This window comes from Chitinophaga eiseniae, assembly GCF_012641265.1.
GTDB lineage: Bacteria > Bacteroidota > Bacteroidia > Chitinophagales > Chitinophagaceae > Chitinophaga > Chitinophaga eiseniae_A.
This window is the reverse complement of record NZ_JABAHZ010000009.1, coordinates 107,425-130,533: the sequence shown is the minus strand read 5'-3', so window position 1 is coordinate 130,533 and position 23,109 is coordinate 107,425. Positions and strand designations below refer to the sequence as shown.

Below are 23,109 nucleotides of genomic sequence, written 5' to 3'. Positions count from 1 at the left end.
TAATCTTCCAGTTAACACGGCGCCCTGTACATCCCTCTTCATTGTTCTAATTCCAAAAGAAATGAAAGCACACCTCATCAAAGGGTTCATTAAAAGTTCCCGCACTGGCCACCCCCTCCAAGGATTGAGGATAGAGGCCTGGAGCACCGAAGCACTCATCAATGTGCCGCTCGCCAACGGTATTACCGACGAAAATGGCCGGTTTATGCTGACTTTCAACGAAGGCCTGGTACAGGAGTTACTACGGCATAACCCGCAGATTTATTTCCGGATTTGGCAGGAAGAAGTGATTCTTTCCGGCAGCCACGATACAAAAAACTGGAATGTACACGAAACAACAGAAGAAATAGGGCTGGAAGTAGAACCGAAAAGCGGCCAGGATGGCGTGCAAAGCGCTATTGTAACAGGCACCGTATATCAACCGGATAATACGCCTGCCCCGCGCCTCACCGTAAAAGCATTTGACAAAGACCTCCGCTCAGAAACTGCTTTGGGTGAAGCCATCACTGATGCCAACGGAAAATATAGTATCTCCTATGATCAGCGACTGGCAGAGAGAAATGAGTACCAACGCGCGGATATCTTAATGCGTGTATATAAAGACAACCAGCTGCTTTTTGAAACGGACATCAACGATATTGTATTCAATGCCCCCGCCCGCGTGAATATTGATATTCACCTGAAAGAAAGTACAGGAAATACATTCAATGAATATGAAAAATACCTCCAGATATTATCTCCCGTAACTGGTAAAATAACACTGGATACCCTCGAGGAATCCTCCAGCCATCCGGACATTACCTTCTTAAACCGGGAAACCGGTATCGACTATCACCACCTCGAATACCTGGCATTATCGTATAAGATCCGGCAGCAATTCCAGTTTGAGCCTACCTTCTTTTATGGCCTTTTCAGAGAAGGCACTTTACTGAAGAATGACCTGCAACAATGGCTTACCACCAGGGTGACCATCAACATTTCTTCTGATGTGAAATCCCTGGTATATGAAACGGCATTGATAGACACTGATACGATCAGCGCTGCTATTATAGATGCTATTGCTGCCCATATTATTCCGGATATCAGCAAAGCTCTTCCCGTTATGCTACGACAATTACAGGGGCTGCAGGAAGAAGCAAAGAAATATATCCAGGAAGAAAGACCCCGGCAATGGGCTAATCTCCTGGTTGGCAGTGTAAAAGACGGATCTTACAAAAAACTGGTGGAACTGATCAGCCAGAATGCTGGCGGTAACCTGCCACAGCTGCTCAATAGCCTCATAACGGCCAACCCTTTTTTGAATGCGGTAACCGCCAATGACGCCGCAGTAAACATCAACATCGCCAGCCTGCTGGGCACCGATGATACCCTGATACAACATGTAAAGGCTACTGCAAACATCAAAGATGAGCACGAAGTATCGCAACTGGCGGCCCTTTCTACTGACGAGTGGAAAAATATGCTCAACCGCCTGCCAAATGACCAGCTACGCGCCAGCATGACCGCCAGTGCCGATGCTTTGGATACTCATGCCACCATCCTGCAGGGCCGCTTCCGGCAAAAATACCCGCATGTGGCCTTCATGGCTGACTTCAAAAGAGATCAGCCTGCTGCTATAGAAGAAATGAAACAACTGCCGGTAATAGACCTGGGAGGCAAACCGATAGATACACAACTGAAAGATTCCCCACTGTCGGAGAATGCAAAAGCGCAACTCCGCTCCCTGCAAAGGTTGTACAAGCTAACGCCAGACTATAATAAAGCCAAAAAACTACAGGCAGATCGGCTCACATCAGCTTATCACATAGTAGGATTAGGACAAAAACAATTCATTACCCGCTACAGTAAAGATCAAACCTTTACAGAGAAAGAAGCAGCAGCCGTATATCAGAAAGCGGTAAATATTCATACTGCCGCCATGACGTTGGGAGCAGAATTGAAAGAGTACGGTAGCGCAGGTAAGCTGAAAGCGCTAAATGGCGAAGCATTATCGTTAAAAATAGAACAGGTATCGAAAGATTTCCCGAATCTGAAAAGCCTGTTCCAGGAAATAGATCTCTGCGAATGCATGGACTGCCGCTCAGTATATGGTCCGGCGGCCTACCTGGCAGATGTACTGCAATTCCTGAAGAACCGCCTGCTGGCCAATGGCACCAAAACCGCCAAGGATGTATTGTTTGCCCGGCGGCCAGATATCGGTGATATTGACCTGAACTGCGATAATGCCAATACACCCATTCCCTATATCGACCTGGTATGCGAAGTACTGGAAGATGCGGTGAGCCCAGACCTGGGCATTTTACTCGATAGCAGTTATACTGCCGACATAGTAGTGGGGAAAATCAACGCTCATTTCCTGAAGGGGCTTACTGATAATGGAATGAAGCATATTACCGACCAGGCGTTGTTGTACCCTAAGTATTCCGCAGCGGGCGTAGACACCTATATGTTACGCGACACCCAAAGCACCACTAAAATATCGGCGGAAGGCAGCGGTTGGCGGGTAAAACAGCTTCGACAAACACACCTCAGTGCTGCGGAACTGAATGCCGCCCCGGAATATATAAATGATGCTGCTTATCAGGCATTGTCTGTATCACATATTTCTTTCGGACTTCCTTTTGATATCTACCAGCAAAGAAGTAATAGTTTGCTGGAAATAGTGAATATAGAACGGGCAGACCTGATGGATACGCTGGGAAATGCTGCTGGTCCTGATACCGCGTCCAAAGCAGCTGTATACCTGAAAATATCGCCGGCGGAAAGAACATTGATCATAACACCGGATGCCACTACCGCAGGGCAGGCAGTTTACTGGAATACCGGTGCGCTGCCACTGATCACTACCTTGCAGGAAGTAGACGTATTCCTGAAAAAGAGTGGGTTGAGCTATGTAGATCTGCAACAGCTGCTAACCGAATCATTTATCAATCCCGGCAACAACCTGTTTATCCAACACCTGGATAACACCTGTGATACGGCAAAGAAGATCATTGCAAACCTCGATGAGCCGGCGTTGGACCGCATTCACCGGTTCCTGCGGCTGTATCGCAGAACAGGCATCAGTATGGATAACCTGAACAGTATTATCATGTATACTGACCTGGGTAACCAGCAACTCAATGATGCCACATTGATATTGACCGCCGACCTGCTCAAGCTGCAAAACAGCCTGGGTATTACACTGGAGCAGGCTTTGTCATTTTATGGACAGCAACCGGCTAGTCCATATACTTCCGTATATCTCAACAGGATTGCCACCAACCCGATAGATGAGGCATTTACCGTAAAGAATATCGCGGCCAACGAACTACTGCCGGTAGGCAGCCGCGACACACTCAATGCGCATCTGACTACGCTGGGATTAAGCCTGAAGCTGAGGACCGCTGATATCACTTTTCTCATCAGCCAGTTGAATCCTGCAGATACTACGTTGACGCGTGATAATCTGGCATTTCTGTACAGGCATGGTCTGCTCGCCAACCTGCTGGGCCTGAAAGTACAGGAACTGTTTTCATATAGCGCGCTGGCGGTACTCCCGTTATTTACCACGCCAGCCGGCACCAGCGCGTTGGTGGCCAGCGTGCGGTTTATGCAGGCAGCTGGTTTTACTGTGAGCGACCTGCAATGGTTCCTGCAAAACAGCGATCCTACTGGTTTGCTCACGATGCAGGATACTGCTATTACCACGTGGCTCACTACCTTGCAGGGTGCCTGTCAGCAAGCGTTTAATACCACCCAGTCTACTTTTAATGCCGCATTAACACCGGATGAAAATAAGAATAACCTGAAGCAGCAAATGAATTTGCTGCCGGGAATAGCTGCTACGGTGGTAGATAAGATGCTGGCCATTGTGAGCAATACCTTCGCGGATGCTTTGTCGCCACAGGCTTATGTGGCCGCCAGCCTGGGCGCATATTTCGATACACTGGACATCCAGAGCAAAATTACCACCCTGCTGGCGATGACCCCTGGGGATCCCAATATTCCCATTGCACAAAACGCGTTGATACAATCCTTCAGTACGCCGATCTCCCTGTATCTCTTCCGGGCTGCCAAACAAACGGCGTTGTATAATGCCGTGCAAAACACCTTTGGTGTTACCGATGTCGTTACGCAGGTATTGCTGCAGTATGCTTCCCTGAAATTCCCCGGCCCCGCTAAAGTGCTCGGAGAAGTACTAACAGAAGATGTGCTGATAGACCAGGTAAATACGCCTCCGGTTCCACCAGTAATAACCCCCGGCGGGTTCGAAAAACAGTACCGGGCTACCCGGCTGCTAAAGCTGATGGTGAGCTATTTCAACAAGATCGGCATCCAGGCGCAAGACCTGCAGTGGTTCCTGCAAAACAATGCGGCGATGGGCTGGCTGGAACTGGATACGCTCCGTTACCAGGGAGATGTGCCCGCAGCAGATTTTGATAAATGGGTGAAATGGCAGACTGCATTACAACTGATGCAGAACGATGGCACGGTACAAAGCCCGGCAGATCCGAATGTAGTATTATCCTGGACAGATGTATGGGGACAGGTGGCATCCGGTGCAGCACAGTTAGACATCATTCACACGCTTACGTTGTTTACTGGATGGGACATCAACGATGTAAATGACCTGGTTACCTGGTATGGCTATATATACCCGGCAGACTTTAAGCTGCCAGCCACCTGGCAGCGCCTTGGTGCGGCAACAGCGGCTTTACGGCTGTTGGGCGTACCAATGGTCACTGCTGCACAGTTTATTAAACCCGTGCTGACAAACGTAGAGGCAAACCTGATCACCCAGACACTGCGGAATAAATACGATGATAAGCAATGGCTGAATGTTATCCAACCCGTGGAAGATGCACTGCGTCCTCAGAAAAGAGACGCGTTGGTTGCCTACCTGCTGGCATTTAACCCTGATCTGAACGGACCAGATGATCTATACGATTATTTCCTGATGGATGTGCTGATGCAACCCGGGCAGCCGAGTTCCCGTATCGTGATGGCACACGGGATACTTCAATTGTTTATACAACGCTGCCTGATGGCGCTGGAGCCCAATGCTATTGCAGACGTAACGCAGGACGATGGCTGGAGTCAATGGCTCTGGATGAAGAACTTCCAGGTGTGGGTGGCCAACAGGAAAGTATTCCTGTACCCCGAAAACTGGATACAACCGGAACTACGTACCGACCAGTCCTATTTCTTTGCTGACCTGATCTCGGAACTGCAACAGAATGAAATTACCGACGATAACGTAGAAACAGCGGCTATACATTACCTGGAGAAGCTGGATGATGTGGCTAGCTTGGATGTGCGCGCCTGCTACTATGATGTGAGCACTTACACTATGCACGTGATTGCGCGGGTAAGAGGAGGTAGCACCTATTACTACCGTACCGGTGTGAAAGAACGCAAATGGGAGCCGTGGACAAAAGTGGACGTAGATATTTCCGGCGACCACCTGCTGGCCTATATGCTCAACAACCGGCTGTTCCTCGCCTGGCACCTGCCCACAGAAGAAATCCAGCAGGGGCAGAACGTGAGCATTCCAAGTACGCCTATCAATCAACCGGTGACAGCGCCATTGAAACGCTATAAGGTACAGCTGGCCACCAGCGAATGTATCAATGGGGTATGGCAGCCTAAACGAACTTCGCAGGATGTATTGTACACGGGGTATTACAACGACCTCAATCCCGTAAAAGATACTTTCCGCATGCTGGATTTTGATATGGGAACCGTGGGATATGGTATCCTCTGCACATTTGACGGCTACGCCATCGGTATGTTCAATCTTACTGGTTGTAAAGGTTATCCGGAAGTGGCTAACTGGGGCGGGCAATCATTGCCTTATCTCGACCTGATCCCGGATTTTATGGATACCCAGTTCCTGCAAATGCAATACCGGGAGAACGATAACCGGTCGCTGGATACTTTGTCGATGAGGAGTATATTGAGTCCGTATAAATACGAAGCTATCCTCAACAAAACGCCGGGTATCTTCCGGATCACCTATCCACACGAGTTTTCGTTGATCGACTGGATTTATGTTGCCCTGGAATTGATGTCATCCAAAAATGCCTATCATACTAACAGTGAGTTTGCAAGCGATAGAAGATTGGTATTGCCCATGGCCAGCTTCATGCCTTTCTTCTATGCCGATGGTTCCCGGGAGTATGTGATCATACCAGGGTTCTTTGGAGAAGATGGTAAGAATGAGCGCACCTTCAGCGACATTTATAAATTCGTGACTGACCTGATTGCGTTAGTTATTAAGTATGTGAAAATCCTATTGGCAGACCCTGCACATGATCTGAATAAGTTGTTACAGCAATTGTACGCAGATCCTGAATACATCCGCCTTACCGCGGAATGGGATTTTTATAAGAAGCATAAGCCCCAGTTGATGTTCCGTAATTTCTACCACCCGTTGGTATGTTATATCAAGAGCACGGTGTATAAAGGAGGATTGCCGGCTATAATGACTTATGAAGTGCAGTCGAAGGTCAACAGTTTTAATTTTAATACGACCTATCAACCGCAGTCGCCGGTGGCCACGCCTTACCCAATAGAAAATATTGATTTTGATGCGCAAGGAAGTTATTCTTCTTATAACTGGGAATTGTTTTATCACCTGCCTTTCTTCATAGGTAACCAGCTGAGTCAGAACCAGCAATTTGAAGAGGCCCGGAAATGGTATCATTATATCTTCAATCCTATTGGAGGGGCCGGTGGCACTGTTCCGCAGAAGTACTGGATCACGAAGCCTTTCCATGAGTTCTTTGATTATGTGAGCCAACGTATCGATACTATCCTGACTGATATCGCCAGTGATCCTACCGGTACTGTTTATAAAGACCTGGTGAACGCTGTAGAAAGCTGGCGGGAAAATCCGTTTATGCCGCATGAAATAGCCCGTACCCGGCCACTGGCTTATCAAAAATCGCTGCTCATGAAATACCTGGAGAACCTGATTGCATGGGGCGACAACCTGTTTATGCAGAATACAATGGAGTCGCTCGTACAGGCTACACAGATGTATATCCTGGCGGATAAGTTGCTGGGGCCAAAGCCAATGATCATTCCACCAGCGGTACCTGTTCCTGACGAGACCTACAACCAGCTGGAATTGAAGCTGGATGCTTTCAGCAATGCTATGGTAGACCTGGAGAACCTGGTACCTGACCTGAACCTGTTGCCACATAAGGGGGCAGAGTTGCCCACCCCGCATAACACCGTGTCTTCCCTTTACTTCTGTATACCGGCCAATGACCATTTGTTGTCTTACTGGGATACTATTGCCGACAGGTTGTACAAGATCCGTAACTGTGAAGATATTAATGGTGTGCACCGCGTGCTGGCATTGTTTGCACCACCAATAGATCCTGGTATGCTGGTGCGTGCTGCCGCGGCCGGATTAGACATCAGTGCCGTAACCGCAATGCTCAACGCGCCACTGCCGTTGTACCGCTTCCATGTCATTCTGCAAAAAGCGACAGAACTGGCAGAGCAGGTGAAAGCTATGGGAGCTGCGTTGTTGTCGGCCCTGGAAAAGAAAGATAATGAGGCATTAGCCCTGTTGAGGGCCGGAGAGGAAATAAAACTCCAACAACAGTTATTGCTCATCCGGCAAACGCAGGTGGAAGAGGCGACACAGTCGATCGATGCCTTGCAGAAAACCAAAGCCATTTCCCAGAAAAAATTCGATTACTACAGTAGCCGTGACTTTATGAACGGATGGGAAATAGCCCAGGCTGGCATTTCTGCCGGCGCCATTATCTCTGAGATCGTAGCTACCGTTTTGGATGCCACATCCGGCGGTACACATATGATACCTATTATTACAGGTGGTGGTGCTGGTTTTGGTGGATCGCCGGTGGTTACGGTATCTTTTGGCGGTAACAACGTAGGTAGTTCCACCGGGCAGTTTGGTACCCTGTTCCGCGGCATTGCCGGTATCCTGCATTCTACCTCCGGTTTGATTGGTAACATTGGCGCATACCAGCGCAGAATGGACGACTGGAACCTACAGAAAGACCTGGCCAGCCTGGAAATGACGCAGGTAGACCAACAAATAGTGGTGGCGAACATCCGCAAAGATGTTGCGGTGAAAGAAACTACCACGCAACAACTGAGGATTCAACAGGCGCAGGAAGTGAATACATTCATGACCAGCAAGTATACCAATAAAGACCTGTATGCTTGGATGACGGGACAGATCAGCACCCTTTATTTCCAATCGTACCAGCTGGCATTTGCTATGGCTAAACAGGCCGAACAATGTTACCAGTTTGAACTGGCGACAGATAGTAATGTGATCCAGTATAACTATTGGGATACGATGAAGAAGGGACTCTTGTCGGGCGACCGGCTCCTGCTGGATGTGAAACGACTGGAATCCAACTACCTGAAGAATAACCAACGGGAATTTGAGCTGACCAAGAATATTTCTATTGCTGCATTGTCGCCCGAAGCGCTGATGCAGCTGCGCAATACCGGTCAATGCGATATCAATATTCCTGAAATGTTGTTTGACACGGACTATCCAGGTCATTACCTACGCAGGATCAAGGCCATTTCAGTAAGCATACCCTGCATCAGCGGCCCATTAGTAGCTGTGTCCTGCACTTTATCACAGGTTAGCAATAAATACCGGAAGAATACACAGCTCAATCCGGCGGGAGCAGATGCCTATGATAAGTACGTGGAAAAAGACGGTGGGGATGACCGGTTTACATATAACATCGGCGCTATCCAGTCTATTGCGACCAGTCACGCACAGAACGATACCGGGTTATTCGAACTGAATTTCCATGATGACCGCTACCTGCCTTTCGAAGGTACCGGCGCTATCAGTTCCTGGCACCTGGAAATGAACGACCCCGCTTCGCTGGCACAATTCGATTACCAGAGTATCACCGATGTGATTATCCAGATGAGCTATACTTCCCGGCAGGGTGGAGGGTTGTTCAAGAAAGAAACCACCGACTATCTGAAAATACTGTTCAAGAAGATAGTAGATAGTGTGCCGGTAGCGGGGCTTTTCCGGATGTTCGACCTGCGGCATGAGCTGTCTGATAACTGGTATGCCTTTATGAATGGCACCGGTACTTTCAGCGGTAGCCTCACCAAGGCAGGCCTACCGTATTTTACGCAGAATAGCGCTATAAAGGTTACTGTACAAAGTGTAGCCCTGTTTGTACTCACGAGCAACAGTGGTAACCTGATGGTATCAGTTAATGGCGCCGCCGCCCAGGCTATGACCAAGAATGCAAGTAAGTTTGGAAGTCAGATACAGCTGATAGATCCGATCAGTTCAATTACCGGGTCATTGAAGCTAGTGGGCGATCATATCGATTATAGTTTTGCCGTGCAGAATTTTAATACGGTGAAAGCGACCATAGCAGGCGCTTGGTTGGTTGTAAATTATACCATGGAGTAGTGGAATAGCATAGATAAGAGCGTGAAAAACGAAAACGCCCACGCAGCAACTGCATGGGCGTTTTCTATCCGAACAAACCTGATTAGTTGTTAAAGTTCAGGAGCTGTTGTACTTCTGTAGCTGTCAATGTTCTGCCGTAGATACGGATCTCTTCCATTCCGCCTTTGACAAAATAGCCATTGGTAGGCGAAGAGATTTCATCGCGGCCAATATATAATTTGGAAGCGGCTGGTGCATTTGCCGGTAATACGCCGGTGGTAGTCTTATCCAGTACACCGTCAATATACATGGTTATTTTTTGTTGAGCCAGGTCATAGGTACTGTTGAGCATATGCCAGGAGCCTGTAGTGACTACTTTCGTACTGAAGGCATTTATATCATCTCCAACGGGGCCGAAATGCAATAAGCCGAGGGTGTTGCCTGTATATCCTCTTACCGCGTAAACATAACCGCCATTGGGATCATTATTGCGTTTAGTCAGGATACTGGAACCAAAAGATGAATTATAGCTATCCAGCTTTACCCAGGCGTTCAGGGTGAAGTTAGTGTTGGTTAAACGGAGGTAGGCAGAATCATTTGCGGAGATGAAGCTGTTGATACCGTTGAAATAGAATGCGCCGTTGAACTTACCCCGGGATGATTCAGTTCCGGTATTGGTTTAAAAAAGGGTTGTCAAATTGGTTGTACAGATATAGCATGTTTTATATGACGTCATATATACTTGCAAAAGTAGGCAAAGGAAATATACGCCTGAAGTTTAAAAAAGGCATGTAAAGTTGAAAATTGAAAAGAGAATTACCAGTGACCTATGATTTAGAAATGATTATTCTTAAAAGCTATCTTGAAAGAATATTTTGTGTGATAACTTTATAGGAGTTGCGGGTATTGACAGGTGAAAGAAAGGTTTTATTTTTTCACATAAAGGCTATTTAAACGCTATGACAGATTTATGGAAAGTACAGTGGGATGGCGCTTTTGTGAAACATGCAGAGAGCAAAAGCCTATTAGCAGGCAGTCTATATGAAAATGGCTATTTATTTCATTTAGCTACCAAAGAGGTCACTTGTATCAACTGGTGCTATGGAAATCCTACCTGTGCGGTGATCAGCAACGACGAGCAGTGGGCAGTAATAGGTGGGGGAGAGATATTAACTGTTTGGAAGGATCATACGACCTTCGATATTGCCCTGGGATGGCCTTACGATATGCGTCAGTCCGGCCCTGTAACGGTGCATGTATTAACTGATCCCTGGATGGAAGATGCAGCCGTTTGGGAGCTCAATATAGCGACGCTTGACGTGCAGAAGTTAAGAGACTTTCATGATTATATCGGTAAAGTCTACACGGAGCGGGTTATCTGGTAGCTGCATTTTACCCCCTCGTTAACCGCACCAAACCCGCAAAGAAACGTTCCAGCAACCGCCGGTTTTTCGTAATAATTTCGCCCCTGGCTTTTAACCCTTCCCGGTATTGGAGGGATTTGTGGTGATTGGTTTTCAGGTCTGCCGGCAATACAATCCTGGCCAGATACCCACTGTCTGTAGGGATATCGGATATAAACGTTATTTTCCCTGCCAGGTAACCATATTCCTCGCTGGGATAAGATGAAAATTTAAGCAGCACCTCCTGCCCGGTTTTCACTTTACCGAAATTAGCTTGTTGTATATAGGTATCCGCGTAGTAGTGGCTATTCTGTGGGTTGATATAACATATTTGCTGACCGGTGGCTAGCTCCTGGTTCTCCTCCAGGAAAGTGGTAAAGGCAATACGACCACCAACAGGCGCCGTCAGCACATATTTCAGCTTCCATTCTTCTAACCGTCCATGGAATGTATTCAGGGCAGTAATAAAGATTTGTTGCTGTTGCATGATGATGCTTTCCAGCTCTGCCAGTTCTTTCTTTTTATCGCTTTCCCTCCCTTTGATATCAATGAGAGAAGCACTTAGTTGCGTGAGCTGAAGTTGCTTATTCAAGACTTTACTTTTTTCGGCGCGGTATTCCATGGCTGAAATAACCCTTTCCGCTTTCAGCTGCTCGGTGGCGGAGAAAGTTTGTTCCGTCAGCTGAAGGTCTTGCCCCTGCAACTGTTGTTGCTGTTGCAGGTTGCCGGATTTTCGTTGCAGGTCACCCAAATCAGCCAGGAGCATCTTCTTTTTGCCGGTGTAAAAGCCGTCCGACAGGTAATTGCGGAATACGAGTGATGCCTGCACCAGCTCCTGGTAGGGCTGTTGCAGCTCTCCAAGTTTTCCGGAAGCGGGTAAGTCTGGTACAACGGTTCCGCCGTCTACCAGGCGGTTTCGCAGGGTATCGATATACCCGGAAAGGGAGCATATGTTGGCATAGCTGCCGGCGCTTTCCATTACAGCAATAACATCATCTTTCTTTACCAGCGCCCCTTCCTTTACGGGGAGCAGCACCAGCTTACCACTGGTCCTGGTTATTACCATCTTGGGAGCATTGACAGAGGTGAGCCGGGTATTTACTACTACGATATCCGGGTAGTAGATACACCAGGAGAGCGCAAGCATTAATACGATAATACCGGAAAATATGGGGATTCCCATACGGACAAACAGGTCCGGCTTCCTGGCTATCAGTTCCCGGACCGCCGGGGAACGCAACAGGTGCTGTTGAGCATTGGTGTCATCCGCACTCCGTTCAATGATAATTTCTCCGTTTTTATTAATCTGGATAGGCATTTTAAATCAGTTTCCGAGTTCCAGTTGATTTTTTACCAGCTGATAATACTGGCCTTGTTGTAATACCAGCTCTTCATGCAAGCCCCTTTCTACGATCATTCCTTTGTTTAGTACGATGATGTGATCGGCATTGCGTACGGTACTCAGCCGATGTGCTACTACCACGACGGTTCTTTCCTTAAAAAAGTCCTGCAAATTGTTCATAATCATCCGCTCATTATTGGCGTCCAGTGCATTCGTTGCTTCGTCGAAGAATATATATTCCGGATCTTTGTATACGGCGCGGGCAATGAGTAGCCGCTGCCGCTGGCCCTGGCTGATACCGGTGCCTTCATGTCCTATAATGGTATTGAAGGATAGCGGTAGCGATTCAACAAAGGATAGTATGTTGGCCACTTTGCAGGCGTGTACCAGCTTTTTGTAGTCGGGCATCTCTTCGCTGACTGCAATATTCCGGGCTACGGTATCATTGAATATAAAGCCGTCCTGCATAACGGCGCCGCAGGAACTACGCCAGATGGGAGCGCTGATATGTTGCAGGTTGGTGTCACCTACGCGGATATCGCCGGTATATTTTTCATAGAATCTAAGCAATAATTTTAACAGGGTGGTTTTACCGCTTCCACTCATGCCTACTATAGCCGTTACCTTGCCTTGTGGAATGCTCAGCTGAATGTCTTTCAGTATCGGTTCGTTCATGGCACCGGCATAGGTAAAAGTCAGGTTGTTGAAGTGAATGGATCGTTGTTCGGGCAGTTCTTTAATATATGGTTTGTCTGCCGGGCTTTCATCAGGTATCCCATGGATTTCGTTCAGCCGTTCCAGTGACATTTTCGCTTCCTGTGCCTGCTGCGAGAAGCTGATAAGCTGTTCCACGGGGCTATTCATTTGCCCGATGATGTATTGTACGGCCAGCATAGCCCCCAGCGTGAGCTGCCCGTCGAGTACGGCTTTCGCCACAAAAAAGGTGATGAGAATATTTTTTCCCTCATTGATAAAAAGTGCGCCCGCCTGCTGGTATTGATTGAGGGAGAGATTTTTAAAATTCAGTTTGAATAGTTTCGCCTGCGCATTTTCCCATTCCCATCTACGTATGTTTTCTGCATTGTTGATTTTTATCTCCTGCATTCCCAGGATGAGCTGCATGGTAGTGGAATTTTCCCTGGCAGCGGCCTCGAAACGCTTATGATCCAGGTTCCTTCTTTGCCGGAAGAAAAGCTTTATCCAGCCAAAATATAACAGGCTGCCGGTGGCAAAGATGGCAAATACCTGCCAGTTGTAGATCAGCAGTACTATTGAAAAGATCAGGAGACTGATGAAGGAGAAGAAAACATTCAGGGTAGACCCGGTCAGGAAGGTTTCTATACGCCGGTGATCATTTACCCGTTGTAGTATATCGCCGGTTAGCTTGGTATCATAGAAACTAAGTGGCAGTTTCATCATCTTGATCCAGAAATCCGACAACAGGGCCACGTTAACATGGGTACTTATGTAAAGGAGCAGGCGGCTGCGTAACAGCTCTATTACTGCTTTTCCCAGAAAGAGGGCAAACTGCGCTCCCAGGACCAGGTAGATAAAGTTGAGGTTTCTGACCGCAATCCCATTGTCTACAATGCTTTGTGTGAGAAAGGGGAATACCAGTTGCAGGCCGGCCGCCAGTAATAAACTCATACCTACCTGTAACAGGTATCCTTTGTATTGCCACAAGTATTCCAGTAAAAAACTCCAGCCAATACGCTGAACCGCATCTTCGGGTTGCCGGTACAGGTCAGGTGTGGGCTCCAGTAGCAATGCGATGCCGGTTTCCATCCCAATGTTACCGCTACTCCAATGTTGCAGGAATTCCTCCCTGGGGTAGGTGATCATACCTTTTCCCGGGTCGGCCACCACCACTTTTTTACTGTTGGCAGTTGGCGTTACCACCACAAAGTGATTCTGATTCCAGTGAACAATACAAGGGAGCGGCGCTTCCTTTACCAGCTGGTCGTAAGTCAACGCTACCGCCCGGGTACGAAAACCTATTTCCTGTGCGGCCTCATTAATTCCAAGTACAGAAACACCGTCCTTTCCAATAGCCGCTTTTTGGCGCAGATGGTCCAGGCTGAGGTGAACGCCGTAAAACATTACTATCATCCGCAGGCAGGCAGGGCCACAGTCCATGGCGTCCATTTGCGCGTAAAAAGGGAATTTTTTTCGGAACAAGGTCAAGTTGTTTTAAGATAGCGTATCTGCATCAACTGTATTTACAGCTGTAGCTTTTCCTCCAATTGTGTATATAGTTGCTCCCCGGTGCTGGGCCGTAGTGCATTAGGAGCCACTAATACGCCATGTTTATTAAATAGTAGATACCTGGGAATACCAATAACGCTGCTTTGCAGCGTTTTTTCCAATGTTTCCCGGAAAGATTTATCCGGGAAATAATGAAAGCCATTTAATTTATATTCCCTGATAAACCTTTTCCATTCTTCTCTATAGTTTTCAAAATCCATGGAAACATATAACATGGTAATATTTCTTTTCTTCAAAAACTGATGAAGTGCGGGCTCATACCGGAATTCCGCCTTGCAGGGGGAACACCACGTAGCCCAGAGGTCGATGAAAACAGCCTGACCTGGGAACTGTTGCGCGATCAGTGCTTCGAGGTTTTGAAACTGTTTGCCGGAAGTTACCGGTGTAACCTTTCCCTGCGTTTCATCAAAAAATACGAGGTCGGTATTGCCGTCGGCCGACGCTACCGGTTGGTCGGCAAAGGAAGCCAGTTCCTCCTGTACCAGGGATACATAAGGACTTTGCGGAAAAGTATTTTTTAATTGATTCAGATCATCTGCCATTTCGCTGGATTTTTTAAACCTGAACTTAAGGTCCAGCAGTAGTCCGTCTCCTTTCAGCAATTCCTGGTAAAGTGGAGAAGCATAGTTATAGGCCTGGTAGTTGCCTCCCTGCTTGTCCCATAATCCGAGTTGAACTAACGATCCCTTGATGGTCCCGCTTTCAATCAACCTGCTTTTATTGGCAGCATTGTTAAAAGCGGAAATAGTATGGACATATGCGGTGCTGAAAGGATCGTATTGGGCATAGGCGGCCACTAGTATGTCTTTCAGCGCTTTGTCACTATGCCGTAAGTCTTGTTTATGCGAATTGCCGGGATCAGTATTGGTGAGAATGATATTGGAAAGGTTGAATATGATATCGGATATAATATCGTTCCTCACGTAATGATAGAAGGTGTCTGTTATTTCTTTCTGTTGTAGCACGGAATCCAGCGGATGCTGGTACTTGCCTATAATTGTTTTCACCGCCTCCATAGCTATAGCGGGGCTGGCAGAGCGGATAATGGCGCTTTGCAGCTCTTCTGCATTTTCCATTTTCCGGTTATACAATAATTGTTGGTTGTTATAGAGATAGTGACCCGTAGCGTTGCTGCCGGTAAAGCGAATAGGTGCGTCACCTGTTACACTGGTCTGTATATGTACGCTATCCCCGGGTGTCATAAACAACAGCAGGCGTTTAAAACATTTGGATTCTATTACCACAAAGCCTGGCAGCTGCTGGTCATAAGAAAAACTGAATTTTCCGTTTTTAGTTTGTATCGTATTGGTTTGTAGTAAGAGAAATTTATTGATGAAGGACCCTATAGGGGGATAAATAGCGACATCAACTTCGTTACAACCGTTGATATCTCCCGTCACTACTGTGGTGGCGGCGATACCAGGGTTGGTCAGCAACAGCAATAAAATAATACAAACATACCGGTACATCATACAAATGATTTTGAGAAAAGCGTGGAACGAAATAAGAAAAGGCAAGATAGCAGCGACAGGAAAAGGCTCCTTCACTGCTATCTTTGCCATAAACTGCCGTCAGAAGGATACTAAACTCCCATGCGGTTCAGCGGTTTATCAGCAGGCATTCCAGCAAGCTGAAATACATTCCTGGGTAGTGCTGCAGGTTACGTCTTTAGAAACGCCGTTGCAGGTACACTTTACAGTATAGCCACCGGTTAATGATTTCTGTTGTTCTTTGGACAGGATTTTAACAGCATCGTTTTTCAGTTGACTCAAATTTAATTTTTTCATAACATTTGTTTTTTAAAAATGAATTGATAAATCGCCGTTTTTCCAGGACGGAGTTTAAACCTGCTTGTTTGCAAACAATGATGTATGACGGTGAGGGTCAATCGCTATTTTTTCGATAATGTCGCTGTTTCTCAAGTAGTAAGGCAGATCAGCGATATTGAATTTATCCGGCAGTTCCCATCCATTGATGTGTATAGTGGGAGTATACCGGATACTATATCGCTTCCACCAGCTCTCGTGAGCGCCCAGCAGGGCTTCGGTATTTTGCAGCGCAACCGGAGGATACGCTTGTTTGAATTTGTCGGCATCCATATGGTTATACCATTCATGCAGCAGTTGTCGCAATCCGGCGCTGGCGGCCTCCTTACTGCCGGCCGATTGCCGGAGGTACGCCGCCTGCTGAAGAAGGTATTCGATAGCCTGATTTGCTTTTTCATCGGCAGCATGACTATTGTAGGTAAAACGGATGGTAAGGCCATATGCATCATTATTTTCCAGCAAGGCATGTAAGATGTGATGAGCCCGGGCGCAGGGGGCACAGAAGGGCGCGCAAATCATCATCAGCTGAATGGGCGCATCGGCATTGCCCAGCTGTAATTCATAGGGCATCGGCGTTATTTCCCTTTTGGCACTGGCTGTTAATAAAGCCAGGAAAGTGGCGGGGTCTTTCCTGAAGCGCAACAATTTCAGGTAATCACTTTCATATTCGTGCCTGGCTTCCAATACAGGTTTTATTACCAGCCAGGCAGCAGCAACCGCCAGGAAAGTAAACAGGAATCCCAGTGAGGCCATCCCTGTACTAAACGATAACCATGGCTGATGAGAGGCGGTGCTTCCATAGACGAGTACCCCCAGCTGCATCCATAAGATGGCGGTAACAATAAGACATAACCGGCACCATTGTTTCGTAAAAAATCCCTGGTAGGCAACGGTGGCTATAGTAACAGGGATAGCGACTGCAGCTATCAGTAATAGCGCCGGTAGCAGCCCGGTAAAGGCAGACATAACGCTGCCTGCTGTCAATATCACGCACCAGGTAGCAAAATATATAAGTACCACATCCGGGATACTCAGCCAGGAGGTAAGTTGCGATACATCTGAGCGGAGATTGTGGTCACACCCCTCGTTGTTGGATGCATCGCACAACCCTTTAGCAATGGGAAAACTAAGCCCCATTTTCTCCGCTATGATGGTAATACCTATGGCGAGCCCGGAGAAGGAAAGAAGGAGCAGGGTTAGCCAGAAATAATGTTGTTCATATACCAGTTTTGACAACAATGCCAATAACGCAATGATGCCCAACCATAAGGCATAGCGTGGTCCCGCGGGGCGATGGAAGCCTTCAAGCATGGCAGGAGGAACCACTGCATTTTCTTCTACGAGCACTGCCTGCCCAGTCCATTCCTGGAGAAATGCCGGCGTTTTCCGGAGGGTTTGTGGAATATCTTTTACCATCCTGAACATACCGCCATCTTTTTCAGAATGGATATAAGCCAGGAAGGGAAGGGGTAAATCTGTAATAAATTGTTTATCTACTTCCAATACGGCATTGGCAATGCCCATTTCGTCCAGCGTGTCGGTAATGCTGAGCGCAGAACCAGCCTGGGGATGTGATAGTATCTTATGCCGGATAAATTTTGCAGGAACGCTGATTTTCACCGTGCGGAGCAGCAATAACAGTTCATCCGCAACTGACAGGTAGGTATTTTTCATAAACAACCCTTTATACAGTGAGTGGCACGCTGTTTTTCAACTCGGTTAATATATTCCTGCTGATATCGCAGATGATGGAAACGGTATCATTGGTTAATGCCAGTTGATGCTGTGCGGCATCGAGCATAGTCCGGACATAGGTAGCTACATCCAATTCCGGATCACCTTTTATCATCGCTGTTTGTGCCCGCATATAGTCGCGCCACTGGCTTACCCAGTGAGGCGGTGTGGTAGCGGTTTCCAGCAAATGCAGGGTATATTCTTCCAGCAGTGGTTCACGATTTGACCGGAATATTTCATCCGCCATTGGCTTACCGGCGCTGACCCACCTGCTGGCATTGTTGAACAGGTCCACCAACGAAATAGCCTCGCCAATGTTGCTGCTGCAACCAGAAAATATCCCCAGGAAGGTATATAGACCGAAGGAAAAGATGGTATCATTCGTTACCTCTTCTTCCGACAAAATACTGACCAGGTGTTTACTCAACGCTTCCTGGAAATCGGCCTGGTAGGGGGCCAGTGGCCGTTCGGTAAATTCTGTGACGGGTTTAAACAGGTTGTATTGAACAGAATTATTCGGGAAATTCATCAGAAACCCTTCCACGGGGAAAGGCGCTAAGTGGCTCACAGAGGGGAACTGACGCATGAATGCAAGCGCCAAACGTCCTGTTTCGGTTGCCAGTAAAACATCGTTTCCCGGCAACACTCGCCCGCTGAACCGGATATTTTCTCCCCGCGTGAAGTTGAGACTAACAGCATAAGATTCGAGCAGGCGTTGATCTTTTAAGTGGTGTACGATGGATTGTATTTGCTGCAACAGCAAATGCCAGCCAGGCATGCCGTAGAAGATGGATACATTCACCGATTGCTTTTGTATGCCCATGGTTATAATGTAATAGGTAGTTCGTAGTTGAAATTCTTATAGACTGTTCCTCCTCCAAATTTTCCTTCATTAGCCTTTATTTTCCGCTGGCTCATATTACCTTCCATTTTTATCCTGTTGGTAATCTGGCTGTAGAAGAAGATCATTTCATGTTTTAGCTGATCGCTGGCGAGTGGATAGAACACAGCGTTTGCGGGCATTTCCAGGTAGGTGTTTTGCTGTTCGTTGTACTGCAGCGAAGTGTTTGTGTGGCTGCTGAATAGCTGTATACCGTCGCCGGTATTCATCCATTCGCCGGTTTCCCATTCGTTTTTCAATAATGAAAACTCATAGTTGTGGGTAGGATATAGCGACTGCTGATAATCATGTGCACACCCGGTGGTGTTGTCGACGATAGTACCTCTTTTGTAGCTGCCATCATTCAGTAATAGCAGTACTTCAGAAGACGCGGGGGAAATATAATGCAACAGGATATTGCTTAGACTGGTAAAAAGCCAATCCTGTGCAAAGCGGTCTTTGTCGGGATGAGTAATGGCGGTAAGGAAATCGCCGGGAATGCCTTTTCGTTGCAGGCCATTCATATGCAATCGGTTCACGAAGTCCGAATCTTCAAACCCATAGTGGATCATGTTTTCATCATATCCGCCTATTTGCACGAAATCATCTTTTCTCACGCATATTCTCCCAAAAACATCCCATATCAGCATTTCATTGGCCGATTGCTCTGCAGCCAGCAGCACGTTTTCTCCATTGGAGAACACGTCGTTGATATAGCTGGCAAATCCTTTGCCCGTGTAGTTATCAGCGTCTACGTTACAAACAATATCGCCGGTGCCCAGCTTTGCTGCCATATTTTTAGAATGGCTCATATGAAAGTAAAGCGGTTCGGTAGTTTTATAATAAATGAGTTTACCGGATGCAATGTATGAGGACATATTTTCCAATACCCAGGCTTCCAGGTCATCGCCTGAATTGTAATCCAGCAGTATGAATTCGCAATCCGGGTAATCTTCATTATGCAAGATGTTCTGCGGCAACGTTAAACACAAGTGATGAAGCCGGTTCATACAAACCGTACAGAACGAAATTTTTCGTCTTTCTTTCATAAGTATACATTAATAGAATAATGAAAGCTGGCAAATTACACATAGGCAGCTTGTGCCGGCGGCACGCTTCCGGCATGGTTAACTAATTACAGGCACATGATTGTAAATGACAGTTATTTCTATTGGCAGGCAAATACCTTTGGCCAGCAAAGCAGCATATCAGGCCCTCTCCGGGAAGGGAGTATGTTTCCATAGCTGCAACAGGAAATAAAATTCATTAACAAAACCAGATTTGCTGACAATGATTATTACAACAAAAAAATGACGGGATTTTTATACAGGTAATACGAGTTTTTCATAACAACAGATTTTAACAGGACAACAAAAGGGTTCAGTACAATTGGTTATTCTTTCTGCAGTGAATAGAATGTTAAACTAGAAAATTAAAATGATAATTCCAAAATATAATACCAACTTTTGTTTGAGTGATAAAAAATATCATTGTGACACTTATTATTGATGCGGGTTTTCACCGCCAAAAATATTTATTGATAGTTGTAACAAGGTATAGCGGCTGATCATTCCTGTATAAATAGCTGGCAGCGCGTTTTTGCAAAACTCGTTTTATGAAACATATTTTATGGTTGCTTTCCCTGGTGTTGAGAATAATAAATAGATCAATAGCTTTTTTAAGCTAATTTTGCCAGTTAACGCAGCTAAACAGGTAATCAATTATGTCTATAGATGAAAATAAAAATGCCAGCTTAAACGGAGATCCGTATGAAAATTTTCGTTCATTACTGCAGCAGTCCATCGTATTCCCTACTGAGTATACTTTTAAGTTCATTATAAAAGCAGAAGCCGATAAGATCACCGCATTGAAATCTATGTTCGAGGGCTCGGGAGCCCGGCTCACAGAGGCCAGTTCTTCCGGCGGAAAATACAAATCGTTTACGGTACAGGTACAGGTGCAGGATGAGGAGGAAGTGATTTCCTACTATAAAGAGGTATCCAGGATCGACTCGGTGATTATGCTTTAAAGAGGACCGCCTGGGATCGTAATGTAAAAGAATTGTTATAATATTGATATTTTTCAATGTATTGTGCTATTGTTTAAATTAAACCCCTAATTTCGATGGCTTATACATAGTTTTAATTTGAATTTATGAAGCAAACAGTACCTGCATTTATCCTGCTGGCCACATTGGCAGCATGTGGCGGTGCTTCTACCGACCAGGCGAAGACCGAAGAAAAGAAAGAAGCAGCTGTAGCCTCCGGCACAGCATATGCAATTGACACAACTACTACAACCGTTCAATGGCGTGCTACCCACAAAGGTGGATTTGCACCTCGCTTTGGTACGATCAAAGTAACGGATGGTAGTCTCAATGTGGAAAATGGCGCTGTTACCGGCGGTAGCTTTAATGTAAACCTGGCTGCCCTGGCGGTAGATCCGGCATCCATCACCGAACCAGACAAGAAAGCTGCTGACCTGGAAGGCCACCTGAAAAGCGGCGACTTCTTCGACGTAGCGAAGTATCCATCTGCAAAATTTGTGATCACCGGCATAGCTCCGTACGACAGCGCTAAACAGAAAAGCCTGCTGCCTGGCGCTACTAACCTGATCAGCGGTAACCTGACCCTGAAAGACAGCACGCTGAACATCACGTTCCCTGCACAAATCACCGTAGCAGCTAACGACGTAACTGCCACCGCAAAATTCGTGATCGACAGATCTGCCTGGGGTATCAGCTACAAAACAGAAGGTAGCCCTGAAAACTGGATGATCAGCAAAGACGTTGAAATTGGGTTCAACCTGAAAGCAGCGAAAAAGTAAAATACTTTAGTATAAGTTATTACTAAAACAGCCTCGCAGGATTCCTGTGAGGCTGTTTTGCTGAAGCAGGTAATTATCCGCATTTTTCCTATTTTACATACCTAATCCCCTATATTTTCACTATGGAAGACATCCTTTTATTAGAACCCGACGTCGAAAAAGACTATCCACTATTAAGTGCCAGGGTGCAATCGACTTTTATTGACCTGCTTTTTATCGTTTTGCTGATGTTCATTTTCGGCACCTTACTGGAACAGGTAGGAGAAGTACCGGATGGGGTACGGATCGGCTTATTTGTTTTCGTCTGGATTGTGTACGAGCCATTGTTTACTACGTTAGGAGCCACTGTCGGCAACTATATCAAGGGTATTCGCGTACGACAGCATAATAATACCAGCAGACGTCTACCATTTTATAGGGCGTTGTTTCGCTACCTGGTAAAATGTTTTCTTGGTTGGGTATCTTTTTTAACGATACATACCAACAAGGAAAGAAGAGCAATTCATGACCTGTTATCAGGTAGTGTGATGATATACCGGGAGAAGTAGCAGGACTGCTATCACTACGTTAGTATATATTTTCATAAATTAATAATGAAAGAAAAAGATATTGATCGTCTGATTATTGATCTGGGGAGAACGTTATTGACTAATGAGGAATTGTTTGAGGAAAGGGCCAGGCAGGAAGCTGAGAACATCGGTACAGAAGATTTGGCATACCTGCAACAAAAGCTGCATCAACCTCCCCAGGTTCCCCTGGATATTAATGTGCAACAACTTGGTCTGGGCGCGTGGTTATCGATTTGTCAATATGCTATCTTTGAGCTGGTTTATCAATTAGATGTGAAAGCGCTCCATTGGCTTAAATCAATAGCCTTTGGAGAATATGATTGGACTCAGGCAACCGCATTGGAAATAATTTACAGGCTGTATATTGATGGTAAAGTCCAGGTAGATATAGTCGCCGAGATAGAGGTTAACCTGGATAAGATGAGATATGAAACACTTTTATATCTTGCACAGGGACTAAGCAAAAGGAAGGAACGGGATCATAGATTTCATGGACTTATCAGGCAGATTAAAAACATTGATTTCTGCGAGGCATTAACTGAATTAACCCTGCATGACCCCATGACAAGAGAAGAATTAATTGACCTGGGTAATAAAATAATTACTGCCGACGGAAGCGAAGAAAAAATACAGCAGCTGATGGAAATATTCGACAGGAATGTACCTCATCCTGATGGGAGCAGTTTGTTCTTTTATCCCGAAAATTATAATGCCAAGGTAGATGATATTTCTATCTATGACCCTACTGCTGAAGAAGTGGTGGACAAATGTTTAAGCTATAAACCCATTAACGGGTAACATTATTTAATAGCGATGGATATACTGGAGAGTACATCCATCGCCACTTTTATCAATTAG

Annotated in this window: 14 protein-coding genes; 6 read left to right on the top strand and 8 right to left on the bottom strand. The window is 46.3% G+C overall.

Features of this window, described 5'->3' with window-relative positions; translation table 11 throughout:
- Window positions 1-61: 61 nt before the first annotated feature.
- The gene (locus tag HGH91_RS27345; protein WP_168742359.1) at window positions 62-9,427 is read left to right on the top strand and encodes a neuraminidase-like domain-containing protein; all 9,366 of its coding nucleotides are present in this window, start codon (window positions 62-64) and stop codon (window positions 9,425-9,427) included.
- A gap of 82 nt (window positions 9,428-9,509) precedes the next feature.
- Here the strand turns inward: HGH91_RS27345 and HGH91_RS27340 are convergent, their stop codons facing one another.
- Window positions 9,510-10,013, bottom strand: coding sequence for a LamG domain-containing protein (locus HGH91_RS27340; protein WP_317166861.1), 504 nt, complete (start codon window positions 10,011-10,013; stop codon window positions 9,510-9,512).
- Window positions 10,014-10,365: 352 nt separating this feature from the next.
- On the opposite strand from HGH91_RS27340, the gene HGH91_RS27335 reads away from it, so the two are divergent.
- Complete coding sequence (locus HGH91_RS27335; protein ID WP_168742357.1) at window positions 10,366-10,791, top strand: hypothetical protein; 426 nt, start codon at window positions 10,366-10,368, stop codon at window positions 10,789-10,791.
- Between the two features lie 7 nt (window positions 10,792-10,798).
- Here HGH91_RS27335 and HGH91_RS27330 read toward each other — a convergent pair whose 3' ends face one another.
- The 7 genes from HGH91_RS27330 to HGH91_RS27300 all read right to left on the bottom strand — a co-directional run bounded on the left by HGH91_RS27330 (window position 10,799) and on the right by HGH91_RS27300 (window position 19,905).
- Complete coding sequence (locus HGH91_RS27330) at window positions 10,799-12,127, bottom strand: HlyD family efflux transporter periplasmic adaptor subunit (RefSeq protein ID WP_168742355.1); 1,329 nt, start codon at window positions 12,125-12,127, stop codon at window positions 10,799-10,801.
- Between the two features lie 6 nt (window positions 12,128-12,133).
- Window positions 12,134-14,329, bottom strand: coding sequence for a peptidase domain-containing ABC transporter (locus HGH91_RS27325; RefSeq protein WP_247651859.1), 2,196 nt, complete (start codon window positions 14,327-14,329; stop codon window positions 12,134-12,136).
- 41 nt (window positions 14,330-14,370) lie between these two features.
- Window positions 14,371-15,888 carry a TlpA family protein disulfide reductase gene (locus HGH91_RS27320; RefSeq protein ID WP_168742353.1) on the bottom strand — a complete coding sequence of 506 codons (1,518 nt, stop codon included), beginning with the start codon at window positions 15,886-15,888 and terminating at the stop codon, window positions 14,371-14,373.
- A 138-nt stretch (window positions 15,889-16,026) separates the two neighbouring features.
- Complete coding sequence (locus tag HGH91_RS27315) at window positions 16,027-16,203, bottom strand: TIGR04149 family rSAM-modified RiPP (protein ID WP_168742351.1); 177 nt, start codon at window positions 16,201-16,203, stop codon at window positions 16,027-16,029.
- A gap of 54 nt (window positions 16,204-16,257) precedes the next feature.
- Window positions 16,258-17,916 carry a vitamin K epoxide reductase family protein gene (locus tag HGH91_RS27310; protein ID WP_168742349.1) on the bottom strand — a complete coding sequence of 553 codons (1,659 nt, stop codon included), beginning with the start codon at window positions 17,914-17,916 and terminating at the stop codon, window positions 16,258-16,260.
- Window positions 17,917-17,926: 10 nt separating this feature from the next.
- Window positions 17,927-18,799, bottom strand: coding sequence for a hypothetical protein (locus tag HGH91_RS27305; RefSeq protein ID WP_168742347.1), 873 nt, complete (start codon window positions 18,797-18,799; stop codon window positions 17,927-17,929).
- Window positions 18,800-18,801: 2 nt separating this feature from the next.
- Window positions 18,802-19,905 (bottom strand): glycosyltransferase family 2 protein, encoded by a 1,104-nt coding sequence (locus HGH91_RS27300; RefSeq protein ID WP_168742345.1) that lies wholly within the window; start codon window positions 19,903-19,905, stop codon window positions 18,802-18,804.
- A gap of 674 nt (window positions 19,906-20,579) precedes the next feature.
- On the opposite strand from HGH91_RS27300, the gene HGH91_RS27295 reads away from it, so the two are divergent.
- The 4 genes from HGH91_RS27295 (at window position 20,580) to HGH91_RS31140 (ending at window position 23,049) form a co-directional block, all read left to right on the top strand.
- A complete protein-coding gene (locus HGH91_RS27295; RefSeq protein ID WP_168742344.1) occupies window positions 20,580-20,885 on the top strand; it encodes a DUF493 domain-containing protein in 306 nt (101 codons plus the stop codon).
- Between the two features lie 125 nt (window positions 20,886-21,010).
- Window positions 21,011-21,682 (top strand): YceI family protein, encoded by a 672-nt coding sequence (locus tag HGH91_RS27290; protein WP_168742342.1) that lies wholly within the window; start codon window positions 21,011-21,013, stop codon window positions 21,680-21,682.
- 122 nt (window positions 21,683-21,804) lie between these two features.
- On the top strand, window positions 21,805-22,230 hold the full coding sequence (locus HGH91_RS27285; RefSeq protein ID WP_168742340.1) for an RDD family protein: 426 nt from the start codon (window positions 21,805-21,807) through the stop codon (window positions 22,228-22,230).
- Window positions 22,231-22,275: 45 nt separating this feature from the next.
- Window positions 22,276-23,049 carry a bacteriocin immunity protein gene (locus HGH91_RS31140; protein ID WP_211092450.1) on the top strand — a complete coding sequence of 258 codons (774 nt, stop codon included), beginning with the start codon at window positions 22,276-22,278 and terminating at the stop codon, window positions 23,047-23,049.
- The last annotated feature ends 60 nt before the right edge of the window (window positions 23,050-23,109 follow it).

Excerpts from the sequence above, each read along its gene's own strand:
- HGH91_RS31140 (WP_211092450.1), top strand. The coding sequence starts at position 22,276 with ATGAAAGAAAAAGATATTGATCGTCTGATTATTGATCTGGGGAGAACG.
- HGH91_RS27290 (WP_168742342.1), top strand. The coding sequence starts at position 21,011 with ATGAAGCAAACAGTACCTGCATTTATCCTGCTGGCCACATTGGCAGCA.
- HGH91_RS27295 (WP_168742344.1), top strand. The coding sequence starts at position 20,580 with ATGTCTATAGATGAAAATAAAAATGCCAGCTTAAACGGAGATCCGTAT.
- HGH91_RS27310 (WP_168742349.1), bottom strand. The coding sequence starts at position 17,916 with ATGAAAAATACCTACCTGTCAGTTGCGGATGAACTGTTATTGCTGCTC.
- HGH91_RS27345 (WP_168742359.1), top strand. The coding sequence starts at position 62 with ATGAAAGCACACCTCATCAAAGGGTTCATTAAAAGTTCCCGCACTGGC.
- HGH91_RS27320 (WP_168742353.1), bottom strand. The coding sequence starts at position 15,888 with ATGATGTACCGGTATGTTTGTATTATTTTATTGCTGTTGCTGACCAAC.
- HGH91_RS27285 (WP_168742340.1), top strand. The coding sequence starts at position 21,805 with ATGGAAGACATCCTTTTATTAGAACCCGACGTCGAAAAAGACTATCCA.
- HGH91_RS27305 (WP_168742347.1), bottom strand. The coding sequence starts at position 18,799 with ATGGGCATACAAAAGCAATCGGTGAATGTATCCATCTTCTACGGCATG.
- HGH91_RS27335 (WP_168742357.1), top strand. The coding sequence starts at position 10,366 with ATGACAGATTTATGGAAAGTACAGTGGGATGGCGCTTTTGTGAAACAT.
- HGH91_RS27315 (WP_168742351.1), bottom strand. The coding sequence starts at position 16,203 with ATGAAAAAATTAAATTTGAGTCAACTGAAAAACGATGCTGTTAAAATC.
- HGH91_RS27330 (WP_168742355.1), bottom strand. The coding sequence starts at position 12,127 with ATGCCTATCCAGATTAATAAAAACGGAGAAATTATCATTGAACGGAGT.
- HGH91_RS27300 (WP_168742345.1), bottom strand. The coding sequence starts at position 19,905 with ATGAAAGAAAGACGAAAAATTTCGTTCTGTACGGTTTGTATGAACCGG.